The organism is Thalassobacillus devorans (assembly GCF_011761345.1).
GTDB lineage: Bacteria > Bacillota > Bacilli > Bacillales > Halobacillaceae > Thalassobacillus > Thalassobacillus devorans.
Genome location: NZ_JAASRY010000001.1, coordinates 351,571 through 374,923 on the forward strand (window position 1 = coordinate 351,571; position 23,353 = coordinate 374,923).

Consider the following 23,353-nt stretch of genomic DNA (forward strand, 5'->3'; position numbering starts at 1 on the left):
GTTTATTCATTTTCTTTAAAGACCTTTTTAATGACAGCAATTATAAAACCTAAATCATCATCCGTACATGATAGAGGCGGACTCAGTGTAAGAATATTATTATAGCCGGCTACTGTGTCGCCGTTCTTACCGACGATCAGACCGTTAGCTTTGCACCCTTTGATGATACGGTTCACTCTTTCAGCATCAGCCGGCTGCTTTGTATTTTTATCTTCGACTAATTCGATTCCGATTAAGAATCCGAGACTGCGAAGGTCTCCTACGTAAGGGTGGTTTGTCAATTCAACCAGTCCTTCCTGGAGACGGTCTCCTAATATAGCAGACCTGCTTACCAGGTTCTCATTTTCAAGAATTTCAATATTTTTAAGCGCCACTGCACAGGCAGCCGGATTTCCACCGAATGTATTGACATGACGGAAGTGGTTATTCTCCCCATCCTGCGTAAATTTTTCATAGATATCTTTCCGTACGGCTGTAACGGATAGAGGAAGGTAAGCGCTGGTAAGCCCTTTCGCCATAGTGATGATATCCGGCTTGATGTCAAAGTGCATATGTCCAAACATTTTACCTGTCCTGCCAAAGCCGCAAATCACTTCATCAATGATTAATAGAACGCCATGGCGCTTGCAGATTTCTTCCACTTTTTTCATATAGACTGGATGAGGAATAAATACGCCACCGCCTGTAATCAATGGTTCCATAATAATGCCGGCAATGGTTTCTTTTTGCTCCCAGATAATTTTGTCTTCAATTTCTTTGGCGCATTGTATGTTGTATTCTTCTATGGACTGTCCGGAAGGTTTCCGATAATTATCAGGTGGAGAGACATGGATGAAACCACTAGAAAGTGGTTCATATTTATACTTTCGCAGTGACTGCCCAGTAGCTGACAAGGCACCAAAAGAGTTTCCGTGATAGGCCCGATAGCGCGATATTATTTTGTGCCTCGAAGGATCCCCATTTTGATGATGGTATTGGCGGGCAATCTTAAAGGCGACTTCATTGGCATCAGAACCACTATTGGAATAGAAAATCATATAATCTTCTTCTAGCAGGTCATTGATCTTTTCTGCCAGATGGATGGCAGGCTCATGGCTTTGTGTCATTGGCACATACGCCATCTGTTTCATTTGTTCAAAAGCCGCCTGAGCAAGTTCTTCACGGCCATAACCGACATTGACACACCAAAGACCTGACATTCCGTCCAAATAGCGGTTTCCATCATGGTCAGTAATCCAGGAACCTTTGGCTTCGGATGCAATCATAGGGGAAGATCCTGGTTTGTATTGCGCCATGTGGTGCCATACATGCTCCTTGTCTTTTTCAACGAGTGACTGTGTACTTTGTTTCACACTTTCCATACGGACACTCCTTCGGATATTAATTTTACGAATTGTCCATTGATAGAAGGACAATGTTGCCAGCTAAAAAGCAGCCTGATTAGTACAGGGTGCAGTTGACACCCCTCATAGAATATTTCATACTTTATTTTACAGACAATTCAGAAGATTATCATGTTACATAGTGTTAAATGATAGCCGGTTTAATTTTTACATTATGGAGGGGTTATGGTGGCAAAAGGATTGGAACTTACCGTTAAAGAAGTCTTGGGGAGGGATACATTCCAGGATGCAAGGTTAGTTGCTGGTGCTGAGGGATTGAGCAGGCCAGTCAAATGGACACATATTTTGGAGACAAAGGATTTTGACTTATTAATCAATGGTGGGGAACTAATCCTCACGACAGGATCCGGGTTAGAGCTGGACTCCGCCAATGAGGAAACATATCAGCGTTTAATCAATAAAAACGCCGCTGGAATTTGCATTGAAAAAGGGGAGTATTTTAGTGAGCTTTCAACAAATATAATAGAGTTAGCGAATCAACACAAATTTCCAATTATCGTATTTGAGAACCTGGTGAAATTCGTAGATATTACACAGGACTTACACACATCAATCATTAATCAACATCATCAAAAACTTCATGAGTTAAGTGAACTGACAACAGAATTCACCCACCTTTCCCTGTCCCATAATGGGATATTAAAAATTTTAAAAAAACTGCACGACTATTTTAGACTTCCTGCTTTATTCATTGCAGACGACTCCCATTCATACTATCACCCACCGGAAAAAAAGGAACTGGAAGAGTTAATTCGCCGTCATGTGAAAACATGGAAAAAAGATAATTTACAGCGAAAAACATTAACGATTGCTGATAGAAGCTTTGCCATATGTCCGGTGATCGGGCTCGGACAAGTCTGGGGGTATCTATGCATGGAAATCGTTGAATTCTCTATAGATGATTTTTTCTATTCCGTTTTAGATCGGGCCTCTTTAGCGATTGCTCAAATTCTATTAAGAGATAGAACAATAGAAGAAAGAAAATTAAAATCAGAGGATGAGCTTGTCCGTAACTTAATACAAGGAAAGGACTACAATAGAGATGACATTCAGACCTTTCTTACATTCTCCAGCAGTAATTTATATTACAGAGTAATAGTAATCAAAACAGAGATTCCTAATTTCCAGATGGGAGAAGGGGATTGGGAAGAAATGAAATTAAAAAGGTCGATGCTCATACGAACCCTGTTTAAACAACATGGCTTGTTTCCTGCGGTTTCTGTTAGAAAACACGAAATTGCCGTTATTTGTTCGTTTATATCCACAGAGGAATTAAAACAGGATACCACTAATTTTTCTAAACTAATCAATCGAATTTATACAATAGATGAAAAAAATATTTTGGAAGGGAGTCAGTGTCAGGCAGGTGTAAGTGGGGTCTTTAAAAATATAGACGATGTGGGGAAGCATTATGAACAAGCTGGAGAAATACTCCAGTTGGCTGCTACGATAAGTCCGACCTATTTTTATGATAAAGCTGGGATATACAGGCTTTTGATTCAGTTGAAAAATAGCGGGGAGTTAGTTCAGTATATCGAAGATTACTTAGGGCCTCTCCTTGTTCATGACTCAGAGAATGATAGTAATTTGCTTTATACCCTTACGGTCTATCTGGAATGTGGCTGCTCGAAAAAAGAGGCTGCAGAGAAGTTATACATTGTCCGCCAGACACTATATCATCGTTTAGAAAAAATAGAACAGTTACTTAAGGTGGACTATACAGAAGCGGGAAACCGTTTAGCATTAGAGACAGCAATCAAAGCTCATCAATTCTTAGAGTTTCCTGATTATCATAATCGGCAGGAAAATATTTGAATTGTGCAACTGTCCATTGCCCAAGCGGGAAAGTGTGTGGCTAAGCAAAAATAAACTCTCTAATTTTATATTGGCACATCATCGCTCCAAAGAAATTCTTTTTCTTTGGTTTTTTTATGTCTATGACTTACGTAAGGAGTTATTTAAGTGATCCTCTCTATCATTTAAAGGAAGATACCGAGGCTGAAATAGGTAAATATTCATGGTTATAGTGATAATTGTATCATTTTTAAAATAATTAACAATTTTCAGAAAAGTTATTGATTATGTGATTTAGTTTTGATACACTTGTAAACCAAATAGAGGATTTTTTAGTTGTAAGTAAATTATAATTCTATATTTGCTTAACAAAGGGAATTTAGATTCTTGGGGTCATTTAGATTGGATTGAGGAGGGAGGTATATTTATTTAAATAACTAAACGTTTATGTTTATTAACTAATGACGTTGCAATGACGCTCAGTCCCACCCGGCAATAGGTAATAATCCAATAAAGGGGAGGAATTTGAAAGGTGAAAAAATACTTAATGGTTTTTCTATTAATTTTCTTTGCTATTAGCTTGGTAGCTTGTGGAACATCTGGACAATCTAATTCCACCAAAGAAGCCAGTGCAGATGCAAGTAAATCAAGTGAGGCGGCCAGTTCGGATTTTCCGAAGAAGCCGATTAAACTGGTCATTCCATATGGGCCAGGCGGGGCCACCGATGTTATTTTTCGCTTAGTTGCTAAAGAAGCAGAAAAACACCTGGGACAGCCTGTAGTTCCAGTAAATATGGAAGGGGCGGGAGCTACATTAGGTGCTCGCCATGTGAAGGACGCCAAACCGGACGGTTATACCATCTTAGGAAGCCACGATACGATAGCAACCTCTTATTTATCAGGATCCTCCGATTTTTCATTTGATGCATTTGAACCAATATCTCTTTTAACAAAGACTATTAACATTCCTTCTGTGAATGCTGAATCCGGAATTGAAACAGCAGCGGAGTTTGTTGAGTATGTAAAAGCAAACCCAGGGAAGGCGAAGATCAGTATGATTCCTGGCTCTACCAGTCACTTCTTTATGGCCCAATTTTTAGCTGAGACTGGAATTCCCGAGGAGAACATCAATTTTGTGGGTTATCCTGGCACTGGGGATGAGGTAGCAGCCCTCTATGCGAATGAAGTAGACTTTTCTATGTTGAATATTCCATCTGGCAAGGGGTTTTATGATGATGGTTCACTCACTCCAGTTGGAATTGCACATAATGAAAGACTGGAACTACTGCCGGACACAACAACACTTAATGAGCAAGGAATTGAAATTGAAAATGCAACAAACCGTGGGTTATTTGCACCAAAAGGAACACCGGATGAGCATATTGCGGTCATCGAAGAAGCATTTAAAAAAGCCCTTGAAAGTGAGGAAGTACAGAATAAAGTCAACAATGAGTTAGGTTCAATAACAAGTTTCCTTCCTCGTGATGAATATAAGAAATTTTTGGAGGAACGGGAAGCTACATTGACAGAAATAGCTGAAGGTATCGATTTCGAAAATAAATAGAAACGAGGACAAGGTGGGGGACGATGGGCTTCAAGCTTAAGCGAAGTGAGCAATATCTGATTGAATACATCGGCCCCTTTCGTGTCTGATCAGTAATGGTACTACATGAATGAAGGGTGGTAACCAATGACAAAAGATCGTTCTTTTGCTCTGGCAGTGGGGGTTTTTATTGTCATTATGTATATCGAGTCTATGAGGATTCCAGAGAAGACTAGCTGGCAAGTATATGGATCTGCTTTTTATCCCCGTATTCTGCTAGGTATTATGGGAGTATTAGCGCTGTTTCTGTTGATTAACTCATTTAGAAATAAAAAAACAAAAGGATCAGATAATAAATTTATTGATTTACCAGGTTTCTGGAAGGAATACAATGAAATTATTTTCTTGTTCGTTGCGTTTGGAGTCTATGTTTTTATTCTTTCCAGGGTGGGTTTCATCCTATCGACAGCTCTTTATCTTTTTATTTCTATGGCCATTTTAATGGGAGTAAAAAATAAAAAGGATGTAATGTTGAATATCACCGTTACGGTCATAGCGACATTATCAGTTTTTGCTATCTTTAATTATGGCTTAAATGTTTGGCTGCCTTAAACCATAAATGGAAGGGAGTACATTATGGGACAATTCTTTATTCAAGCAATCGGTGAGGTATCGAATTTATCAACCTTACTATTAATTACAATAGGGGTTATATTCGGTATCATTGGCGGCTGTATTCCTGGCTTCACCATTACAATGTCAATTTTAGTGGCGTTCCCATTTACATTTGCGATGGACCCGATAAATGGCTTGGCCTTAATGATCGGAGTTTTTGTAGGGGGCTATTCAGGGGGATTAATTTCCGGTGTCATGCTTGGCATCCCGGGCACACCCTCCTCAATTACAACGGTTTATGACGGCTATCCAATGGCTCAGAAAGGAGAACCGGGACGGGCACTTGGCATTGGAGTGATCGCCTCCTTTATAGGGACGATCGTCAGTGTGTTTGTATTAATTATTTTTGGACCCTTAATTGCAAAATTCAGTCTGAATTTTCGTCCTTGGGAAATTACGGCTTTAATCATTTTCACTCTTACCTTAGTAGCCAGTCTTTCGAATGGGGCAATGATTAAAGGGCTGATTGCAGCTGCCTTTGGTCTGTTTATAGCTACCATAGGTCTCGATCGCAGTGGTAATTTACGGTTTGATTTTGGAGTCAGCGAATTTTCCGCTGGTTTTGAAATGCTTCCGGTCATGATCGGTGTCTTTGCATTTTCTCAATTAATGAGTAATGTTCAAAAGCTGAAAAAAGATAAAGAAGGGAAGTCGAAACAGCCAGATATGAAAGTAGACATTCCCTATAGGCAAATTGGAAAAGACTTATGGTCCCAAAAAATCAATACGTTACGTTCAGCCCTTATCGGGAGTGTGATCGGGGCGCTTCCTGGAACCGGCGGATCGGTGGCGAACTTTGTAAGTTATGATCAATCCAAGAAGTTTTCCAAACACCCGGATAAGTATGGAGAAGGTATTCCGGATGGAATTATTGCTTCGGAATCTTCCAACAATGCTGTGGCAGGAGGGGCCTTTATTCCAACCCTCGCCTTAGGTATTCCGGGAGATTTGGTTATGGCAATTATGATGGGGGTGCTGATTCTTCACGGAATTACACCAGGTCCATTAATGTTTCAGGAGCACCCGGTACTCATTGGTGCTATCTATGTGAGTCTTTTTGTGGGTGCCATTGTCATGCTTGCTTCACAGTTTCTATTGATTCGTTATTTTGCCAAAATTTCTTTGGTGCCTCAGCAAATCCTGGTACCTATTGTTTTGATGCTTTGTGCAGTAGGGGCCTTTGCACTTAACAATAATGTTTTTGATATTTGGATTCTGTTTGGATTTGGTATTATTGGTTACCTGCTTTCGAAAGCTGATGTACCTTTAACCCCATTGATACTTGGTGTCGTACTTGGACATAACCTTGAAAACCAAATATTCCGGGCTCTAGAGCTTGATCCCAGCTGGATAACTTTCTTCACAAGACCGCTTGCTTTGGTGTTTTTCGGTTTTGCCTTACTTTCTATTATTATTTCAATCAAACAAAATAGAAAAGCTGCGCCAACACCGGGGGACGCAATTGATGAAGATGATGAAGGAAAGAAAATATCCTGACTGTTTGTAATTACTTACTATTAAACTACTAATTAATAAGGAGTTTTATGATGCTGAAATTTGATTCTTTATACAACCCTTCCTTTTCGAAAAGAATGACTGCTTATGGGAAACGGGGGATGGTAGCGACGTCCCAGCCTTTAGCTGCACAGGCTGGGATGGATATCCTAAAGCAGGGCGGGAATGCCATTGATGCTGCTATTGCTACTGCTGCAGCTTTAACGGTAGTGGAGCCAACGTCAAACGGAATTGGTGGTGATGCGTTTGCCATTGTTTGGGTGAAGGGAGATATTCATGGCCTGAATGCCAGTGGACCTTCTCCAAATAGTATTTCTATTGAGGAAGTGAAAAAGCTGGGTTATAAAGAAATGCCAGAGCACGGGATGCTTCCAGTTACGATCCCAGGTGCACCATCTGCCTGGAAAGCGTTGAATGAACGATTTGGCAAGCTATCGTTTGAGAAGATGTTACAGCCTGCAATTGACTACGCAGAAAATGGGTTCCCGATTTCGCCGGTTGTCAGTCAGTTATGGGAAGAAGGTTATGTTACTTTTTCGGAGAAACAAGGAGAGGAATTCAAGCCATGGTCAGAAACATTTGCCCCTGAAGGCCGTTGTCCTAAAGCAGGTGAAATATGGTCTTCCCCTCACCATGCAAGTACTTTGAAATCAATTGCTGAAACAAAGGCAGCATCTTTTTATGAAGGGGAGCTGGCGGATAAAATCGATCAGTTTTCCAGGCAGCATGGGGGCTTTTTAAGAAAAGAAGACCTTGCTACATATAAACCGGAATGGGTGGACCCTATTCGTGTGAATTATAAAGGGTATGACGTTTGGGAGATCCCTCCAAATGGATCAGGAATGATTGCCTTAATGGCATTAAATATTTTAGATGGTTTTGAAGTTACGGATAATGGTTCTGTTGATACCTACCACAGACAATTAGAAGCTATGAAACTGGCTTATGTGGATGGGCTGAAATACATTACCGAACAGGGTAAAATGGGGGTTTCTACAAACGAACTATTATCCGAAGCTTATGCAGCCACAAGAAGAAGCCTGATTGATGAAGAAGCTCTACTCCCAGAACCAGGTGATCCATTGGCTGGGGGCACCGTGTATTTGGCTGCAGCAGATGAAGAAGGAAACATGATCTCTTATATTCAAAGTAATTTTAAAGGATTCGGTTCCGGGATGGTCGTTCCAGAAACCGGAATAAGCCTGCAAAACCGGGGATGGTCCTTTTCTTTGGATGAGAATCATTATAATCGTCTGGAGCCGGGGAAGAAAACGTATCACACGATTATTCCAGGCTTTTTATCGAAAGACGGAAGTCCAGTTGGACCATTTGGAGTGATGGGAGGATTCATGCAGCCGCAGGGCCATGTGCAAGTGGTGATGAATATGGTTGATTATCACTTGAATCCGCAGGCTGCCCTGGACGCTCCCCGCTGGAAATGGGTGAGCGGAAAAACCATTGAGGTAGAACCGCATTTTCCTGACCATATTGCCCAGGCTTTATCCCGGAAAGGACACCAAATTGTCAAAAGAGTGGATAGCCTCAGCTTTGGAAGAGGACAAATCATTGTCAGAAACCCTGAAACAGGAGTGTTGGCAGGAGGTTCAGAATCACGTACCGATGGTTTAGTGCTTGGCTGGTAGATTTCCAAGTTTCTTTTCTATCAATATATGTAATGAAAAAAGGGGTGAGTTAATGAGCAGACATCAACATTATTGTGGTTACGTACAATTACCGCACGCTTTTGCTCATCAGAAAGAAGCATATGGTAAATCGGTCGGTGACTTATGGTGACAGGAAAAGGTGCGGAAGCGAGAGAAGAAACTCAGGACATGACCGCTAAAAAAGAAACCTCTGGTAAAAGGATGATATTCCAAGAACAGTGGAAACTGTCATGGGCTTTTTTTAAAGTTGGAATGCTTGGATATGGGGGAGGTCCTTCATCTATTCCGCTAGTTCACAAGGAGGTAGTGGAGCGGTACCAATGGATGACGGATGATGAGTTTGGTGATACGCTCGCATTAGCGAATACACTGCCAGGCCCAATTGCAACAAAAATGGCAGGCTATATCGGCCATCGGGTTGGAGGCGTAACAGGTCTTATAAACGCAGTTCTGGCTACCATTGTTCCTACCATTATCCTGATGATCATTTTGCTAACTTCATTGCAAACCTTTAAGGATAAACCATGGGTATCGGGCATGACACAAGCCGTAATACCGATTGTTGGCGTCATGCTTGCTGTACTAACCTGGGACTTTTTTAAGAAGGCGAAGAAGGGACTGGGATGGGGAGGAAGCATCGGGCTTGTGGCAGCTAGTGTAATTGCTCTTGAACTCCTAAATATTCATCCAGGGATTTTGATTTTTGTTTTATTACTTACCGCTGTTCTCAAAAAAGATAAAGGTGATCAAGCAAAAGTCAGGGAAAGGCAGGGAGCTTCATGATTTATTGGCAAATTTTTTCGGCATTTTTCATACCGGGCGTTCTAGGATATGGCGGTGGCCCTGCTTCCATTCCACTAGTGGAAAATGAAGTGGTCAAACGATTCGAGTGGATGACGACCAATGAATTTAGCGAGCTGCTTGCGATGGGAAATGCTTTGCCAGGCCCAATAGCCACAAAAATGGCAGGTTATATTGGGTTTGAACAAGGCGGAATGTTAGGTGCGTTTGTAGGTATATTTGCAACGGTAGCTCCTTCGTTAATTCTTATGATTGTGCTGTTAGGAATACTTTACAAGTATAAAGACTCTCCGAAAGTAAAGCGTATGACCGTATTGATTCGCCCTGCAATCGCAGTCATGCTTGGCGTTATGGCTTATGAGTTTTTTGCAAGTTCCTATTCAGGAGCTGGTATCTACCAGACTATTTTCCTGATAGGGATAGGGTACATTTTGCTGGAAAAAGTAAAAGTCCATCCAGCACTAGTGATTGTAGGTGCCTTGGGTTATGGGGCAATCTTTCTTGGTGGAGTGATATAGAAAATGAAAAAATACTGAATCTCCTATACCGGTGGTTCAGTATTTTTTTAGTTTTCATTCTAAGCTGCCATTACTATCAGGTTCAGATGCTGAACAGTTAAGATATTATCCAATTTTAGACAAAGTGTAAAAGAGGTTACCTTCATTTTTAACATTATGATTAATGTAGTAAATGACTTATTTCATTATAGTAGAAACATAATATTTTTTAAATTCATAATTTTTAAAAAAGGAGGAGTCTCCACTGGTAAATCAGCTGCGATTAGAAAATCGACTAAAAGAATTGGCGAAAATAGGTAAAATCAGTGACACAGGTGTTTGTCGTTTAGCACATTCCATAGAGGATAAACAAGCCATGGATCTGGTGTCAAGCTGGATGAACGAAGCAGGTATGACGTCAACTATTGATTCTTTCGGTAATTTAATTGGTGTCTATGAAGGAAACGATCCCTCTTTAACTCGTCTCGTTATAGGATCTCATATTGATACGCAGCCTTATGCTGGCAGGTTTGATGGAACTATTGGTGTGCTTGGCGCCATTGAAGTTATTCAATTGATGCAGGAAAACCATATCAAACTCGAACGAACAATTGAAATCGTATCATTTGCTGATGAAGAAGGTGCTCGCTTTAACAAAGGGTTGTTTGGTGTTAGAGCTCTTACTGGCAAGTTAGAGGCGGAAGAAATGGAGCTCAAAGATATAAATGGTACCACGAGAGCCCAGGCCTTGAAAGACATAGAATTATACCCGAATCATATGGAACCTCCCCGATATACCCCCGAAAATGTATGCGCTTTCTTAGAGATGCATATTGAACAAGGCCCATTGCTGGAGAGTCAGAATCTCCCCGTCGGCATTGTATCCGGAATATCTGGTCCGCTATGGCTGACCGTTGAATTCGAAGGACATTCTGGTCATGCCGGTGCTGTGCCAATGGGATTGAGACAGGATGCCCTGGTTGGCGCTGCAAGAGTGATTCATTTGTTTGATGAAATGGTAAAAAGTGATCTGTCACACCCTACGGTTGGAACAGTAGGGTTCATCAATAACTTTCCTAATTCCAGAAACACAATCTCTGAAAAAGTTACATTTACGATAGATCTACGAGATCTCCTGCCAGATCGAAGGAAAAAATATGAAGATCAGCTGTATCAACTCATAACCACCACAGCTCAAATGTACCAGTTGAATTACCACATAACAGAGGATACGAACAGCGATCCCAAATACTGTGCCGGCTGGATAAAGGAAATCATGCAGGAAGAATTAACAGAGATGGGACAAGAACCATTCGAATTAATGAGCGGGCCTTTTCATGATTCTTTAATTATGGCTGACTGTTGTCCATATGGAATGATTTTTGTGCGTTGTGAAAAAGGGCTTAGTCACCACCCGAATGAGTATGCTGACATAGAAGATATTACTATAGGTACTCAGCTCCTCTACCATACGGTCACAAGAATCGTTAATAACAAACATTTAAATGTGGGAGGGAATACAAATGAAAGCAACATTCAAACTTCCTAAAACAGGTAAAGGATGGTTTAGTTTAGGCCTGATTCTTGTTGTAATCATGTTAGGGAGCTGGCCAGTCATACCTCTTGTCAACAACGAAACGATCATTCTTGGTATGCCAATCTTAATGACTTTATCGGTAGTTATCATTTTTGTTACCACATTTACTTTAATTTTAATTAATAAAATAGGAGGTGCGAAATAATGGGGATCTATATTCCATTTATGATAACGGTTTCCTATATGGTGATTGCGGTTATCCTTGGCTATTCTGCAGGAAGAGGTAGAAAAATGGATACCGCCGAAGAATGGGGAGTAGGAAGCCGGAGTATGGGACCGGTGATGATGTACCTTTTAATTGGTGCTGGAGGGGTGAGCGCGTATACCTTTATGGGATCACCTGGCTGGGCATTTTCAAAAGGAGTTCCGGCACTCTATGTCGTTGTGTATTTAACTTACATGGGGATCATTGCCTGGTACTTCGGTCCAAAAGTATGGGAACTTGGAAAGAAGTACAAGCATGTTACCCAGTCAGCTGCTATTACGGACCGTTATGAGAGTAAGCAGCTGGGAGCATTGGCTTCGATCGTTACATCCATAGGAATTCTAGCTTATGCAATCCTGCAAACGACAGGAGCGGCGTATATATTGAATGTCATGAGCTATGGTCTGATCCCGACCTGGGTAGGTGTGTTTTTATCACTCGGAGTAATTTCCATCTATTTATTCCGGAGTGGTCTGAAAGCGATTGGTGTCACCAATGCTTTTCAAGGTGGGTTAATGTTAGTTGTTTCGTGGTTTATAGGACTTTGGGCAACCCGTCAATTTACAGGAGGCTACTCATTCCGTCCTATTTTTGAACGAGTAAGGACTGATATTCCGGAGTTTATGACATTGCCTGGTGGATTAGGGGATATGAATGTCCAGTTCTGGACCACATCGATCTTAATTTCTGTCTTTTCTATTTGGCAAACCCATTGGATTCAATGGATGGGGGCGAGTTCGAAAAAGTCCATCAAACGAGCAGCTACGCTTTTACCCACTTTTTACCTTGTCCTGATACCAATGATTGTTGTTGGTTTTATAGGAATTTTTATGTATCCGAACCTTGCAAATCCTGATACTGTTGCCATCCAAATGGCGGTTGATAATATGCCTGTCATTGTAGCCGGGCTGCTGGGTGCAGGGACTCTTGCAGCTGCCATGTCTTCCAGTGAACCTTGTATCCATGCTACGGCGCTCAGCTATAGTAAAGACGTACTGCAGCCGTTGTTTAGATGGGATGATGCCACTGCCGGTAAATGGACAAGAAGGTTGATCTTTCCGATTATGGGTTTTATCATTGCACCTATTTCGATCATGGAGCCGGCAAGTCTAGTTTACATTCTTTTAATCGGATATGGCTTTATCGGACAGGCGTTCCCAGCTATTGTGGGGATGTTCTTTTGGCCAAGGGCTACAAAGCACGGGGCATTCTGGGGATTATTCGCAGGGTTTCTGGTCACCGTTACCTTTTCATTCATATACCCGCACCCCCTTGGAATCCATGCCGGTATTTGGGGATTGAGTTTAAACATGGCGGTATTCGTGGTGGTATCCCTGATGACCAAGCCTGCTTCAAGGGGAACCATTGAACGCTTCTTCCCGGATATGGTGGATGATTTGTATGAGGATCGTAACCCTTCCGTGCAAAAAGAAGCAAAGTAATTAGTATAAGAAAAGGAGGAGTTTTCAATTGGAAAAGCGATATTTGTATATTGATGGGGAAGTAATTACAGTCAATGCTCACGACGAGGTGGCTGAAGCAATTGCGATTGAAGGAAATAAAATTATTGCAGTAGGATCGAGCGAAGATATTCTACAGCTCAAAAACGAGGACAGTGAAGTTATTGATCTGAATGGCAGGACGCTGATGCCAGGTTTTATCGATTCCCACCTCCACATTACTATGTATGGAACGAATGAGCTTTCTATTTCTTGCAAAAGTGAACATATTAATTCGATTGAGGATTTATTTGTGGAGCTAAAGAACAGAGCTGATGAAACACCAAAAGGTGAATGGATACGAGCGTGGGGATACAATGAGCAAAACATGAAAGAAGGACGCTTCCCTACGAAAGAAGAATTAGACAGTGTGTCTACAGACCATCCTATTATAATAGTAAGGACTTGTGGTCACATCTCTGCTGTTAATAGCCAGGCACTTAAGCTTGCGGAAATTGATAAGGCTACACCTGACCCGGAAGGTGGTTCTTATGAGAAAGATGAAGCTGGAGAGCTGACTGGGCTTATGATTGAGAATGCCCATATGAAAATGTTCAATATTGCAGCATTTACCGAAAAAGAAATGGAAGAAGCCCATGCAATAGCCTCCAGCAAGTTTGCTGAAAAAGGTATAACATCCATACATGATGCAACAGGATATGGGATGGATAATCTTCGGGCCCTTCAGTTAGCTGCCCAAAATGGCGTCGTTAAACAACGGGTTTATGCAATGGTTGGGGCTTTGAGTGAAGCTCAGGATGTAGTCAAACATATGGTAGCCTCAGGAATAACCACAGGCTTAGGAGATCACCGTTTTCGTATAGGACCGGTCAAGCTGTTTCTTGACGGGAGCAGCAGTGGGCCGACGATATGGACACGCGAACCGTATACAAGTAATCAAAATTACTGTGGAGTTCATTATTTTAGTCAAGAAGAAGTGGATGAACTATTTATTCCTGCACATGAGAAAGGCTGGCAAATTACTGCCCACGCCCAGGGGGATGCTGCCATCGATATGTTATTAAATTGTATTGAAAAAGCAAATAAGCTCCATCCTCGGCCTAATGCCAGGCATCGTATTGAGCATGCAGGGGTTGCTGCACCAGACTTGATCAAGCGAATGAAGGAGCAAAATGTAGTCCCAATTCCAAACCCTGCTTTCCATTATGAATATGGGGATGGATATGTAAAGAATTATGGAGATCGGGCAGACCATATGTACCCATTAGGGGACTACCTGAGAGAGGGTGTCACTGCTGCAATTGCATCAGACTGCTCGGTTACGGATTTTTGGCCTATGCGTGGCATTCATACATCCTTAGTACGTAAATCCCATACAGGACAAACGATAGGGGAAAACCAAAGAGTGTCCTTGCTGGAAGCGATACGTATGTATACTATCAACGGTGCTTTTGCTTCCTTTGAAGAAGATGTGAAAGGAAGCCTGGAGCCAGGGAAATTGGCAGATCTCATTTTATTTGATCGTTCATTATTGAATGCCGGAACAGAGGAGTTACTCGAAGCACAAGTGGAATGGACCATAATAGATGGAGAACTTGTTTATGACAAAAACAAAACAGGTGTGCTGTCATGAATAAAACTTCCAAGAAAGATGAGGTTATCATACTATCTGGTTCGTCTTTTGAAATTGGATTCCAGCATGGACAAAAAGCTAAAAAGCAAGTGACGAATAGTTTGCAGACATACGAAAAAATGTTTGAGGAATATTCGTCCATGTCATGGAAGGATGCCATTGAAAAAGCATGCTTACACATCAGCGCAATCGAAAAATATAATGAAAACTTCCTGAAAGAAATGGAAGGACTGGCCAAAGGGGCGGGTGTCACATTTGAAGATGTGCTGGTGCTTAACGCAAGAAGCGAAATAGCCCTCATCAATTCAATGGATGGGTGTACGGCATTTGCGCTTACTCAACCAAAAACTACCAAGACATGGTTGGCTCAAAACTGGGATTGGAAGGGTGAACAAACCGATTCAATCGTCCAGCTTGATATCGAACAAGAAGCATTGCCGTCCATACAAATGATTACGGAAGCGGGGATTATCGGAAAAATTGGAATGAATAATAGCGGAATAGGGGTCTGTCTGAACGCCTTAGTAACAGATACCTGGAAACCGAAAGTTCCGATCCATTTAGGCTTGCGTTCTATCTTAGAATCTGCCTCATTAGAAGAAGCTTACTCAAAAGTTGCGAATGATCAAATGGCGTCTGCCGCTCACTTTTTAATCGCTTCAAGATCAGAAGAGATGGTAAGTATGGAAGTATCGCCGGTTCATACTGCTGAGAGGCATGTTAAGGGTGGTACGTTAACACATACGAATCATATTTGTTCTGAAAATATGAAAAAGGAAGTGAAGGAGGATGCACTCCCTGATTCGTTCAGTCGTTTCTCATCCGTTAACAACCTGGTAGCTCAGATCAAGGAGAAAGACATAGGAAAAGAGGATTTATTTGAGATACTGTCCAGTCATGAAAATTACCCGAGTTCTATTTGTCGGCATTCCTCTCCTACCCAGGTTGGGCGTGCCAAGATGGAAACGGTGTTTAGTATTGTTATGAATCTTACTGATTCTGAACTTTCATGGTCAAAAGGAAAGCCTTGTAAAAGATAAAGATATCCAAAAGCTGAATAGCCGTAATTAATGTCATGGAACAAGTTACGGCTATTGGGCTTGGATTTTATTATTTGTTTAACAGCTTATTCCTGAATCATCTCTTCATTGTTCTGAATCATCCATCTAACAGCTTCCGTAGGGTGGAAGTCATCTTTTCCTTTTAAATAATCAAGATAGGTTTTATGAGTAGCGAGCGTCCGCTCTATATTTTTCGAGTGCTTGAAATGAATCATACGTGGACGGATCAATTCATAAATCGTCCGGCCTATCTCAGTTAGAAATGGATTGTCTGTTTCTTCTAATACAGCATGGTGGAACTCTAAATCAATATCTACCAGTTCTTCGGGACTAAGAGAAGGGTTCATCCGTTCTATTTGTGACTGATAGACCGCTTCAATCCTTTCTATATTTAAGTTCTTTTTAGTAAGGAGCATGTTCAATAACAGTACTTCAAAGTGCTGTCGGAATTCGATGAGTTTATGGACATTCGTACTATGCATAATCAAGCTGAATATCAGTGGATTTAAAGTTAACTGGGAGGGCTTTTCGGTGACAAACATACCCTCTCCGCGCTTGATTTGGATGACTCCCAGTGATTCAAGAATTTTAATTGCTTCCCGCACCGGTGTCCGGCTTACCCCTAACTGCTCGATCAGCTCTTTTTCTGTTGGCAGTTTATCCCCAGGTTTAAGTTCTCCATTCACCAGATTATCCTTAATAATCTCAACAATTTCTTTAGAAATCGTTTTCGATGTGTTTAGGCGATCGAAAGTGATTGGCATGGTCATCCCTCCACACGTGATTTTTGAATAAAATAAATTTTCTGTTAATTATGTTTACAAATGATTGCTTATTCGGTAAGATACTAGATATTACATCATACGTAGTATGTATACACCAAATAATACTACATTCGACATCATATGTATAGACGCTAGTGGGAGATTCACTGTAGGTTGTGTCGTGGAGGTATCATTTTTTGAAAACGTTATCAAAAAAGGAGTGGAAAAATGAAAGGAGAAAAGATCGATCCCAGATTCAAGATTGCTCATCGGGAGGCTTTAATCGGAGTTGGGCTTGTTATTTTCAATTTTATTTGGTGGTTCGGCTTTGCTTATGGGCTTGGAGGGCAGTCTCCGGATTCTTATACCTACGTATTTGGTCTTCCGGCTTGGTTTTTTTATAGCTGTGTCCTCGGATTTATTATAATGGCCGTTCTCGTCACGGTTATCGTGAAGTTCTGGTTTGTTGATGTGTCCTTTGATGAAGAAGGAGGGGATCATTCTTGAATTGGGCAGTTATCATTCCGTTATTTGTGTTTTTGGTTGTCATATTTGGCATCGGGTTTTGGGCGAGTAAATTTGTCCGTTCCTCGGATTCCTTTCTTTCTGAATATTTTTTAGGCGGCCGGGAATTGGGTGGATTTATTCTGGCGATGACGATGATCGCCACGTATGGAAGTGCCAGCAGCTTCATTGGCGGACCTGGTGTCGCTTATACGCAAGGGTTTGGCTGGGTGCTGCTTTCCATGTCACAGGTTGCGACCGGCTATTTCGTATTAATGATCCTCGGTAAAAAATTTGCAATCATGGCCCGTCGTTATAATGCCGTAACGTTGATCGACTTTTTAAAGGGTCGCTATAACAATAGCAAATGGGTTGTATTGATTTCCGCTCTTAGCATCATTATCTTTCTTTTCTCTGCCATGGCGGCTCAGTGGGTCGGCGGTGCAAGATTAATAGAATCATTGACTGGCATCTCTTACTTAGGAGCTTTATTCATTTTTGCAGTATCGGTACTTATTTATGTCATTATCGGGGGCTTCCGTGCCGTTGCATTGACAGATACCGTGCAAGGGGTCGTGATGTTCCTCGGTACATTGATCCTGTTGATTGCTGTCATCATTGCAGGCGGAGGTATTACCAACATCATGGATGGACTCCGGGCGGAGAACCCTAACCTCATTACTCCATATGGGTTCGATGGTAATCTTAGTGCCGCATATGTGTCATCTTTCTGGGTTCTCGTCGGTGTAGGGGTCGTAGGTCTACCTCAAGTGACGGTGCGTGCCATGTCTTATAAAAACTCCCAGGCGATGCACCGGGCTTTGATCATCGGAACAATCGTTGTTGGTTTCATTATGCTGAATATGCACTTGATCGGCGTTTTTGCCCGTCCGATACTACCTGGAATCGAAGTCGGGGATAAGGTTATGCCATTAATTGCTCTCGAAGTTTTACCGGCCTGGGTAGCTGGTATTGTACTCGCTGCACCAATGGCAGCCATTATGTCCACGGTTGATTCCCTGTTGTTGCTCGTTAGTTCTTCTGTAGTTAAGGACGTCTACCTCAATTACATTGAACCGAAAGCATCTAATCAAAAGGTCAAAAAACTGAGTATCACGGTTACAGCTATTCTTGGAATATTGGTGTTCCTTATGGCCTTGGATCCTCCAAACCTATTAATCTGGCTGAATCTGTTCGCCTTCGGAGGACTGGAAGCAGCGTTTATATGGCCGGTCGTTTTAGGTTTATATTGGAACAGAGGAAACAAACACGGAGCTCTCGCTTCCATGTTGATCGGGATTCTATCCTATATCCTGTTCCATAATTTCTATCCATCGGCTTTTGGCATGCATACCGTCGTCTTGCCGATTGTCCTGTCCTTCTTTGCATTCATTGCGGTCAGCCTGCTGACAAAGGATGCTAATGAAGCAGAAGGCAGTAATTTTGAGAACTTAGAAAGGAGCATATAATCGATGCAGACAACTGAACAATCAAAACGAAGAGCGAGGGATCGTGAAGAAGTGATTTCCTTGACACAACGACTAGTACAAATCCCGAGTGTTTATCGGCCAGGAGTGGAAGGGGGCAATGAAGAAAAAACAGCCCACTTCGTAGCAGACTACTTGAATAAGTTAGGAATTGAAACCCATATCGAAGAAGTGGTACCAGGAAGGCCAAATGTCATCGGTGTCATTGATTCAGGAAAACCTGGCAGGACACTATTATTTGAAGGACACACCGATGTCGTCACAGAAGGGGATCATGACCAGTGGGATTACCCTCCGTTTAGTGCCGAAATTGTAGACGGAAGAATGTACGGGCGCGGGACGAACGATACCAAAGGGAACCTTGCCTGCATGATTACAGCGACACATTCACTGCTTCAGGATAAAGAAGAGTGGAGCGGCAAAATTATCCTTTGTATTCCATGTGATGAAGAAGGAATGATGATTGGCATCAAACATTTTATCGAACAAGGATGGGCCGAAGGGGTAGATGGCGCCGTCATTTGTGAGCCGGAGGAAAATCAAGTGTGCACCACACAACGGGGTGCGATGAGAATCAAGTTGACGGCTTACGGAAAAATGGCACACGGCGCCATTTCCTGGAGCGGCATCAATCCTAACTGGCGGATGGCTCGTATGATTGTGGAATTAGAGAAATTGGAGAAGCGGGAGCAGCAGCGTCTCGGCAAGCATCCTACTCTCGGGTGGCCAAGCATTACACCGACCATTCTCCAGTCGCCTGTCAAAGGAGAACCACAAATCAATGTCATACCGGAACAATGCATGACGACTTTGGATGTTAGAACTGTCCCGGGCTTTGATCATGAAGAATTTAAAAAAGATTTGCAGCAAATCATTGATAGATTAGCAGAAGATGACGAAGACTTCAGGATGGAATTTGAAGTGATAGAAGACCGTCCATGGACAGAAACAGATAAGAACGAACCTGTCGTTCAATCGGTAGCTAAGGCGGTAGAGAAAGTGACAGAAAAAGCACCGGTGTACAATGGTGTGCCAGGAGCAACAGACGGTACGTTCCTTCATATTGCCGGCGTGCCAATCGTTACGATCGGAGCAGGGGACAGGGACATTCCCCATCAAATCAATGAATATGTCGATGTCGAAGAACTTGCAGAAACAACAGAAATCTTTCGCGAGACAGCCCTACACTTTTTAAATGAAAAGGATGAGACGAATTGAAGGAAACAGCGTCGATTGCCATCTTGCCAGGAGATGGAATAGGTCCGGAAGTAATGAACGAAGCAGTACTACTCCTGCAAGAAATCGAAGATTATGATCGAACGTTTTCTTGTGAAATGAACGAGTTCCCGTGGAATTCCGCTTATTACCTGGAACATGGGAGGATGATGCCAGCGGATGGATTGGCGCAGCTTCGCTCATTCGATGCCATTTTGTTTGGTGCCATGGGAGATTCAAGCGTGCCGGATGAGGTGACGGTTTGGGATTTCATCATGCCAATCCGGAAACAATTTCAACAATATATCAATTTTCGTCCAGTTAAAAAATTGGAGGGGATCCGTTCTCCACTGGCAGAAAGTGAGGATGTCGACTTTGTCATCATCCGCGAAAATGCCGAAGGAGAGTATTCCAATTCCGGCGGAAGGTTGTACGACCATACGAATGAGGCAATGGCCATCCAGAATACGATCATGACGGAAAAAGGGATCAGACGGGCGGCTGATTTTGCCTTTCAATACGCGAAAGAACATGGTCTGCCTGTCACGAGTGCCACCAAGTCGAATGCGGTGATCCATTCCATGAAATTCTGGGACGAAGTGGTTCAGAAGACAGCCGAGGCATTTCCTGAAATAGCACTTGAAAAAATCTATGTGGACGCACTGGCTGCTTACTTCGTCCAGCGTCCCCAGTCTTTTGGAGTCGTATTAGCATCGAACCTGTTCGGGGATATCCTCTCTGATCTAGGATCAGCCCTAGTGGGCGGACTTGGGATTTCTCCTTCCGGCAATTTGAACCCATCGGGTGACTATCCATCCATGTTCGAGCCGGTACACGGATCCGCGCCAGATATTGCCGGTCAAGGGATTGCCAATCCAATCGCCCAAATCTGGTCGGCAGCGCTGATGCTCGATCACTTGGGCAGAAAAGATCTCCATGACATGGTCGTTACAGCGATAGAAAAAACGCTTGCGGAAGGCTACCGGACGAAAGACTTAGGTGGAGAGCATTCCACAAAGGAAATGGGAGAAGCAATACGAGCGAATGTAAGAAAACAGTTGCAGGAGGTTGCGGTATGAATCTAGAAAACCACGCCATCGTCGTCACCGGTGCCAATGGCGGCATGGGGCTGTCCATTGTCGAAAGGTTGCTGGAAAAGGGAGCAAGGGTAACGGCGTGTGATATACAGACAGACAAACTCGAGGAACTTGACCATGACAGACTACTTGTCAAAGGTGGGAATATGCTCGAGGAAGAACAAGTAGAAGCTATTTTCCGGGAAGCAAATGACCAGTTCGGGAAAGTGGATGGACTAGTTAATGCGGCAGGGATTGCACAAAAGGCTACGCCGATCGAATCCGTCAGTCTGGATGAATGGCGGAAGCTGATGGACATTAATACCACGATGTTGTTTTTGACCTGTCGGGAAGCAGCTAAATATATGAAACAGAACAAACACGGTTCGATTGTGAATATCGCTTCCATATCAGTGGTTAGACCACGCCCAGGGTTGCAATCGTATATTGCCTCTAAAGGAGCGGCGGAAAGTTTTTCAAAAGCTTTGGCAATTGAACTTGCAGAGCATCAAGTCCGTGTCAATACCATCCATCCCGGACCTTGTGATACCAACATGCTGGGACAATTCGCAGCAGACGGTACAGATGTGGAGCAGGCAAAAGAGACCGTGTTCAAGCAAAGCGTTCCCATGGGCGAACTGTTGACACCGACTGATATCGCCGCATCGGTTGCCTTCCTTTTGACTGATGAAGCGAAAATGGTAACAGGAGCCGTTCTGAATGTCGATGGCGGAAGGGGGCTGTAAGTGATGAAAGAAATGCTCATGTACATCAACAACGAGTGGAAAGGATCGGCCAATGGAGCGTTCATCGATGTCGTTGATCCCGCTGACCAGAGCGTCTATGGGAAGATACCGAGAGGAAGTAAAGAAGATGTCGATCAGGCGGTCGAAGCAGCAAGGACAGCATTCGAAAGTGAAGCGTGGAAACAAGTTAAACCGCATGAGAGAGGCTATTTATTAAATGAAATCGCACGCAGGATCCGGGAGGAAAAAGAGACCCTCGCCCTTATGGAAACGCAGGACGTTGGTAAGCCGCTAAGCCAGGGGATGGCGGATGTAGAAGCGGCAGCCCGCTATTTTGAATATTACGGAGGAGTAGCGGACAAAATTCTCGGAGAAACCATTCCGATTGAAGACGGCATTCTTGATTTCACCGTCAGGGAGCCTGTCGGCGTGACGGCACATATCGTTCCCTGGAATTACCCGATCCAGATCATTTCCCGCAGTGTCGCTGCAGCGATAGCGACAGGGAATACGGTAGTTGTCAAAAGCGCTGAAGACACCCCCGCAACTGCACACAGGCTGGCGCAGTTTTTCGATGAAGCGGATCTCCTGCCTGGGGTGTTCAATTTGGTGACCGGATACGGAAAAGAAGCAGGAGCGAGCCTGTCTGGGCATCCGGATATCAATCATCTCACTTTCACCGGTTCTGTCCCTACAGGGATTGCCGTAATGAAATCCGCCGCAGAAAATGTGGTGCCGGTTACACTGGAACTTGGCGGAAAGTCGCCAAACATCGTTTTTGAAGACTGCGATCAGGAGAAAGCGGTCCAGGGTGTGGTTAAATCTATCATCCAAAATGCCGGACAAACCTGTTCGGCAGGTTCGCGGCTCTTAGTGGACCGTAACATAAAAGGTGAATTTTTAACTAAAGTAGTGAGCGCCTTTCAAGCATTGCAGGTCGGTCCAGGCAAAGAAGACCTGGATATCGGACCAATCCTGTCAGAATCCCAATTTGAAAAGATCATGGCTTATTTAAAACAGGCAGAAAAAGATGGGAAAATTCTTGCGGGTGGAGGTCAAGCTTATGTCGATGAGTATAAAGGAGGATATTATATCGCCCCGACTGTTATCGATGGGCTTAATCACACGCATCCATTAGCTCAGGAAGAAATTTTTGGCCCAGTACTGACCGTCTTCCAATTTGATGGAGAAGACGAAGCAATCCGTCTTGCCAATGACACCGATTATGGCCTGGTAACAGGGGTATGGACAGAAAACATCAGTAAAGCCCATCGTGTCGCTGATCGCATTCGCTCCGGACAAGTGTTCATCAATAACTATGGAGCAGGCGGCGGCATTCAGATGCCTTTTGGCGGTTTCAAGAAGAGCGGTTTCGGACGGGAAAAGGGGCTGGAAGCATTGAAAAACTATACAGCGGTTAAGAATGTGGCTATAAAGTATCGGTAAAGTAAAAAATATTCTCGTATATTTTTTATAGAAAACTGCGTTAGTACCCTCATTATAAAAAAAGAGTGCATGAATCTCATTGTGTTAATGCTTTACTGCAGTGGGGGTCAGGCACTTTTCTGATGGGGATGTTATGGAAACTGCTGCACGGGTGAAATTAATCCCTTTGGAATAATTGTCTTTTACTTTTTGTAATGGCTTGCCCACAAAAAAAATGCCTGGTCCCCTGTGAATTAGCGCATTACTGCAGTGGGGATCAGGCACCTA

At 42.9% G+C, this 23,353-nt stretch carries 20 protein-coding genes; 18 read left to right on the plus strand and 2 right to left on the minus strand.

The genetic code is table 11. The features are described 5' to 3' along the window. Positions 1 to 2 precede the first annotated feature (2 nt). On the minus strand, positions 3 to 1,361 hold the full coding sequence (locus FHS45_RS01775) for an aspartate aminotransferase family protein (RefSeq protein WP_062444763.1): 1,359 nt from the start codon (positions 1,359 to 1,361) through the stop codon (positions 3 to 5). 210 nt (positions 1,362 to 1,571) lie between these two features. Between FHS45_RS01775 and FHS45_RS01780 the strand changes: the two genes are divergently transcribed. From FHS45_RS01780 to FHS45_RS01835, 12 genes are all read left to right on the plus strand, one after another. After that, entirely contained in the window at positions 1,572 to 3,218 is a 1,647-nt protein-coding gene (locus tag FHS45_RS01780) for a PucR family transcriptional regulator (RefSeq protein ID WP_229717797.1), read from the plus strand. 511 nt (positions 3,219 to 3,729) lie between these two features. After that, entirely contained in the window at positions 3,730 to 4,761 is a 1,032-nt protein-coding gene (locus FHS45_RS01785; RefSeq protein WP_208416239.1) for a Bug family tripartite tricarboxylate transporter substrate binding protein, read from the plus strand. Between the two features lie 126 nt (positions 4,762 to 4,887). Next, on the plus strand, positions 4,888 to 5,352 hold the full coding sequence (locus FHS45_RS01790; protein ID WP_062444767.1) for a tripartite tricarboxylate transporter TctB family protein: 465 nt from the start codon (positions 4,888 to 4,890) through the stop codon (positions 5,350 to 5,352). Between the two features lie 24 nt (positions 5,353 to 5,376). Continuing rightward, the gene (locus FHS45_RS01795; RefSeq protein WP_062444769.1) at positions 5,377 to 6,912 is read left to right on the plus strand and encodes a tripartite tricarboxylate transporter permease; all 1,536 of its coding nucleotides are present in this window, start codon (positions 5,377 to 5,379) and stop codon (positions 6,910 to 6,912) included. Positions 6,913 to 6,962: 50 nt separating this feature from the next. Further along, positions 6,963 to 8,573 (plus strand): gamma-glutamyltransferase family protein, encoded by a 1,611-nt coding sequence (locus FHS45_RS01800; protein ID WP_062444771.1) that lies wholly within the window; start codon positions 6,963 to 6,965, stop codon positions 8,571 to 8,573. A gap of 222 nt (positions 8,574 to 8,795) precedes the next feature. Beyond that, complete coding sequence (locus tag FHS45_RS01805; RefSeq protein ID WP_062447772.1) at positions 8,796 to 9,377, plus strand: chromate transporter; 582 nt, start codon at positions 8,796 to 8,798, stop codon at positions 9,375 to 9,377. Then, positions 9,374 to 9,913 carry a chromate transporter gene (locus tag FHS45_RS01810; protein WP_062444773.1) on the plus strand — a complete coding sequence of 180 codons (540 nt, stop codon included), beginning with the start codon at positions 9,374 to 9,376 and terminating at the stop codon, positions 9,911 to 9,913. Before FHS45_RS01805 ends, FHS45_RS01810 begins: the two co-directional genes overlap by 4 nt. 256 nt (positions 9,914 to 10,169) lie before the next feature. Beyond that, the gene (locus FHS45_RS01815; protein WP_308789075.1) at positions 10,170 to 11,441 is read left to right on the plus strand and encodes a M20 family metallo-hydrolase; all 1,272 of its coding nucleotides are present in this window, start codon (positions 10,170 to 10,172) and stop codon (positions 11,439 to 11,441) included. After that, the gene (locus FHS45_RS01820) at positions 11,416 to 11,634 is read left to right on the plus strand and encodes a hypothetical protein (RefSeq protein ID WP_062444777.1); all 219 of its coding nucleotides are present in this window, start codon (positions 11,416 to 11,418) and stop codon (positions 11,632 to 11,634) included. Before FHS45_RS01815 ends, FHS45_RS01820 begins: the two co-directional genes overlap by 26 nt. Then, a complete protein-coding gene (locus FHS45_RS01825; protein WP_062444780.1) occupies positions 11,634 to 13,136 on the plus strand; it encodes a sodium:solute symporter family protein in 1,503 nt (500 codons plus the stop codon). The genes FHS45_RS01820 and FHS45_RS01825 overlap by 1 nt, the downstream gene beginning before the upstream one ends. Before the next feature lie 28 nt (positions 13,137 to 13,164). Beyond that, positions 13,165 to 14,787, plus strand: a complete 1,623-nt coding sequence (locus tag FHS45_RS01830) for an amidohydrolase (protein WP_062444783.1) — start codon at positions 13,165 to 13,167, stop codon at positions 14,785 to 14,787. Continuing rightward, positions 14,784 to 15,827, plus strand: a complete 1,044-nt coding sequence (locus FHS45_RS01835) for a C45 family autoproteolytic acyltransferase/hydrolase (RefSeq protein WP_229717798.1) — start codon at positions 14,784 to 14,786, stop codon at positions 15,825 to 15,827. The genes FHS45_RS01830 and FHS45_RS01835 overlap by 4 nt, the downstream gene beginning before the upstream one ends. 86 nt (positions 15,828 to 15,913) lie before the next feature. Here FHS45_RS01835 and FHS45_RS01840 read toward each other — a convergent pair whose 3' ends face one another. Further along, positions 15,914 to 16,612, minus strand: a complete 699-nt coding sequence (locus FHS45_RS01840; protein ID WP_062444785.1) for a FadR/GntR family transcriptional regulator — start codon at positions 16,610 to 16,612, stop codon at positions 15,914 to 15,916. 228 nt (positions 16,613 to 16,840) lie between these two features. Here FHS45_RS01840 and FHS45_RS01845 point away from each other — a divergent pair, with 228 nt between their 5' ends. The 6 genes from FHS45_RS01845 to FHS45_RS01870 are packed head-to-tail and all read left to right on the plus strand — an operon-like array spanning position 16,841 to position 23,086. After that, the gene (locus tag FHS45_RS01845; RefSeq protein WP_062444787.1) at positions 16,841 to 17,119 is read left to right on the plus strand and encodes a YhdT family protein; all 279 of its coding nucleotides are present in this window, start codon (positions 16,841 to 16,843) and stop codon (positions 17,117 to 17,119) included. Next, the gene (gene panF / locus FHS45_RS01850; RefSeq protein WP_062444790.1) at positions 17,116 to 18,585 is read left to right on the plus strand and encodes a sodium/pantothenate symporter; all 1,470 of its coding nucleotides are present in this window, start codon (positions 17,116 to 17,118) and stop codon (positions 18,583 to 18,585) included. Before FHS45_RS01845 ends, panF begins: the two co-directional genes overlap by 4 nt. Before the next feature lie 3 nt (positions 18,586 to 18,588). After that, the gene (locus FHS45_RS01855) at positions 18,589 to 19,821 is read left to right on the plus strand and encodes a M20 family metallopeptidase (RefSeq protein WP_062444792.1); all 1,233 of its coding nucleotides are present in this window, start codon (positions 18,589 to 18,591) and stop codon (positions 19,819 to 19,821) included. Then, complete coding sequence (locus FHS45_RS01860; protein WP_258953971.1) at positions 19,818 to 20,897, plus strand: tartrate dehydrogenase; 1,080 nt, start codon at positions 19,818 to 19,820, stop codon at positions 20,895 to 20,897. Before FHS45_RS01855 ends, FHS45_RS01860 begins: the two co-directional genes overlap by 4 nt. Continuing rightward, positions 20,894 to 21,640, plus strand: coding sequence for an SDR family NAD(P)-dependent oxidoreductase (locus FHS45_RS01865; RefSeq protein WP_062444794.1), 747 nt, complete (start codon positions 20,894 to 20,896; stop codon positions 21,638 to 21,640). The genes FHS45_RS01860 and FHS45_RS01865 overlap by 4 nt, the downstream gene beginning before the upstream one ends. Positions 21,641 to 21,643: 3 nt before the next feature. Beyond that, positions 21,644 to 23,086 carry an aldehyde dehydrogenase family protein gene (locus FHS45_RS01870; RefSeq protein ID WP_062447786.1) on the plus strand — a complete coding sequence of 481 codons (1,443 nt, stop codon included), beginning with the start codon at positions 21,644 to 21,646 and terminating at the stop codon, positions 23,084 to 23,086. Positions 23,087 to 23,353 lie beyond the last annotated feature (267 nt).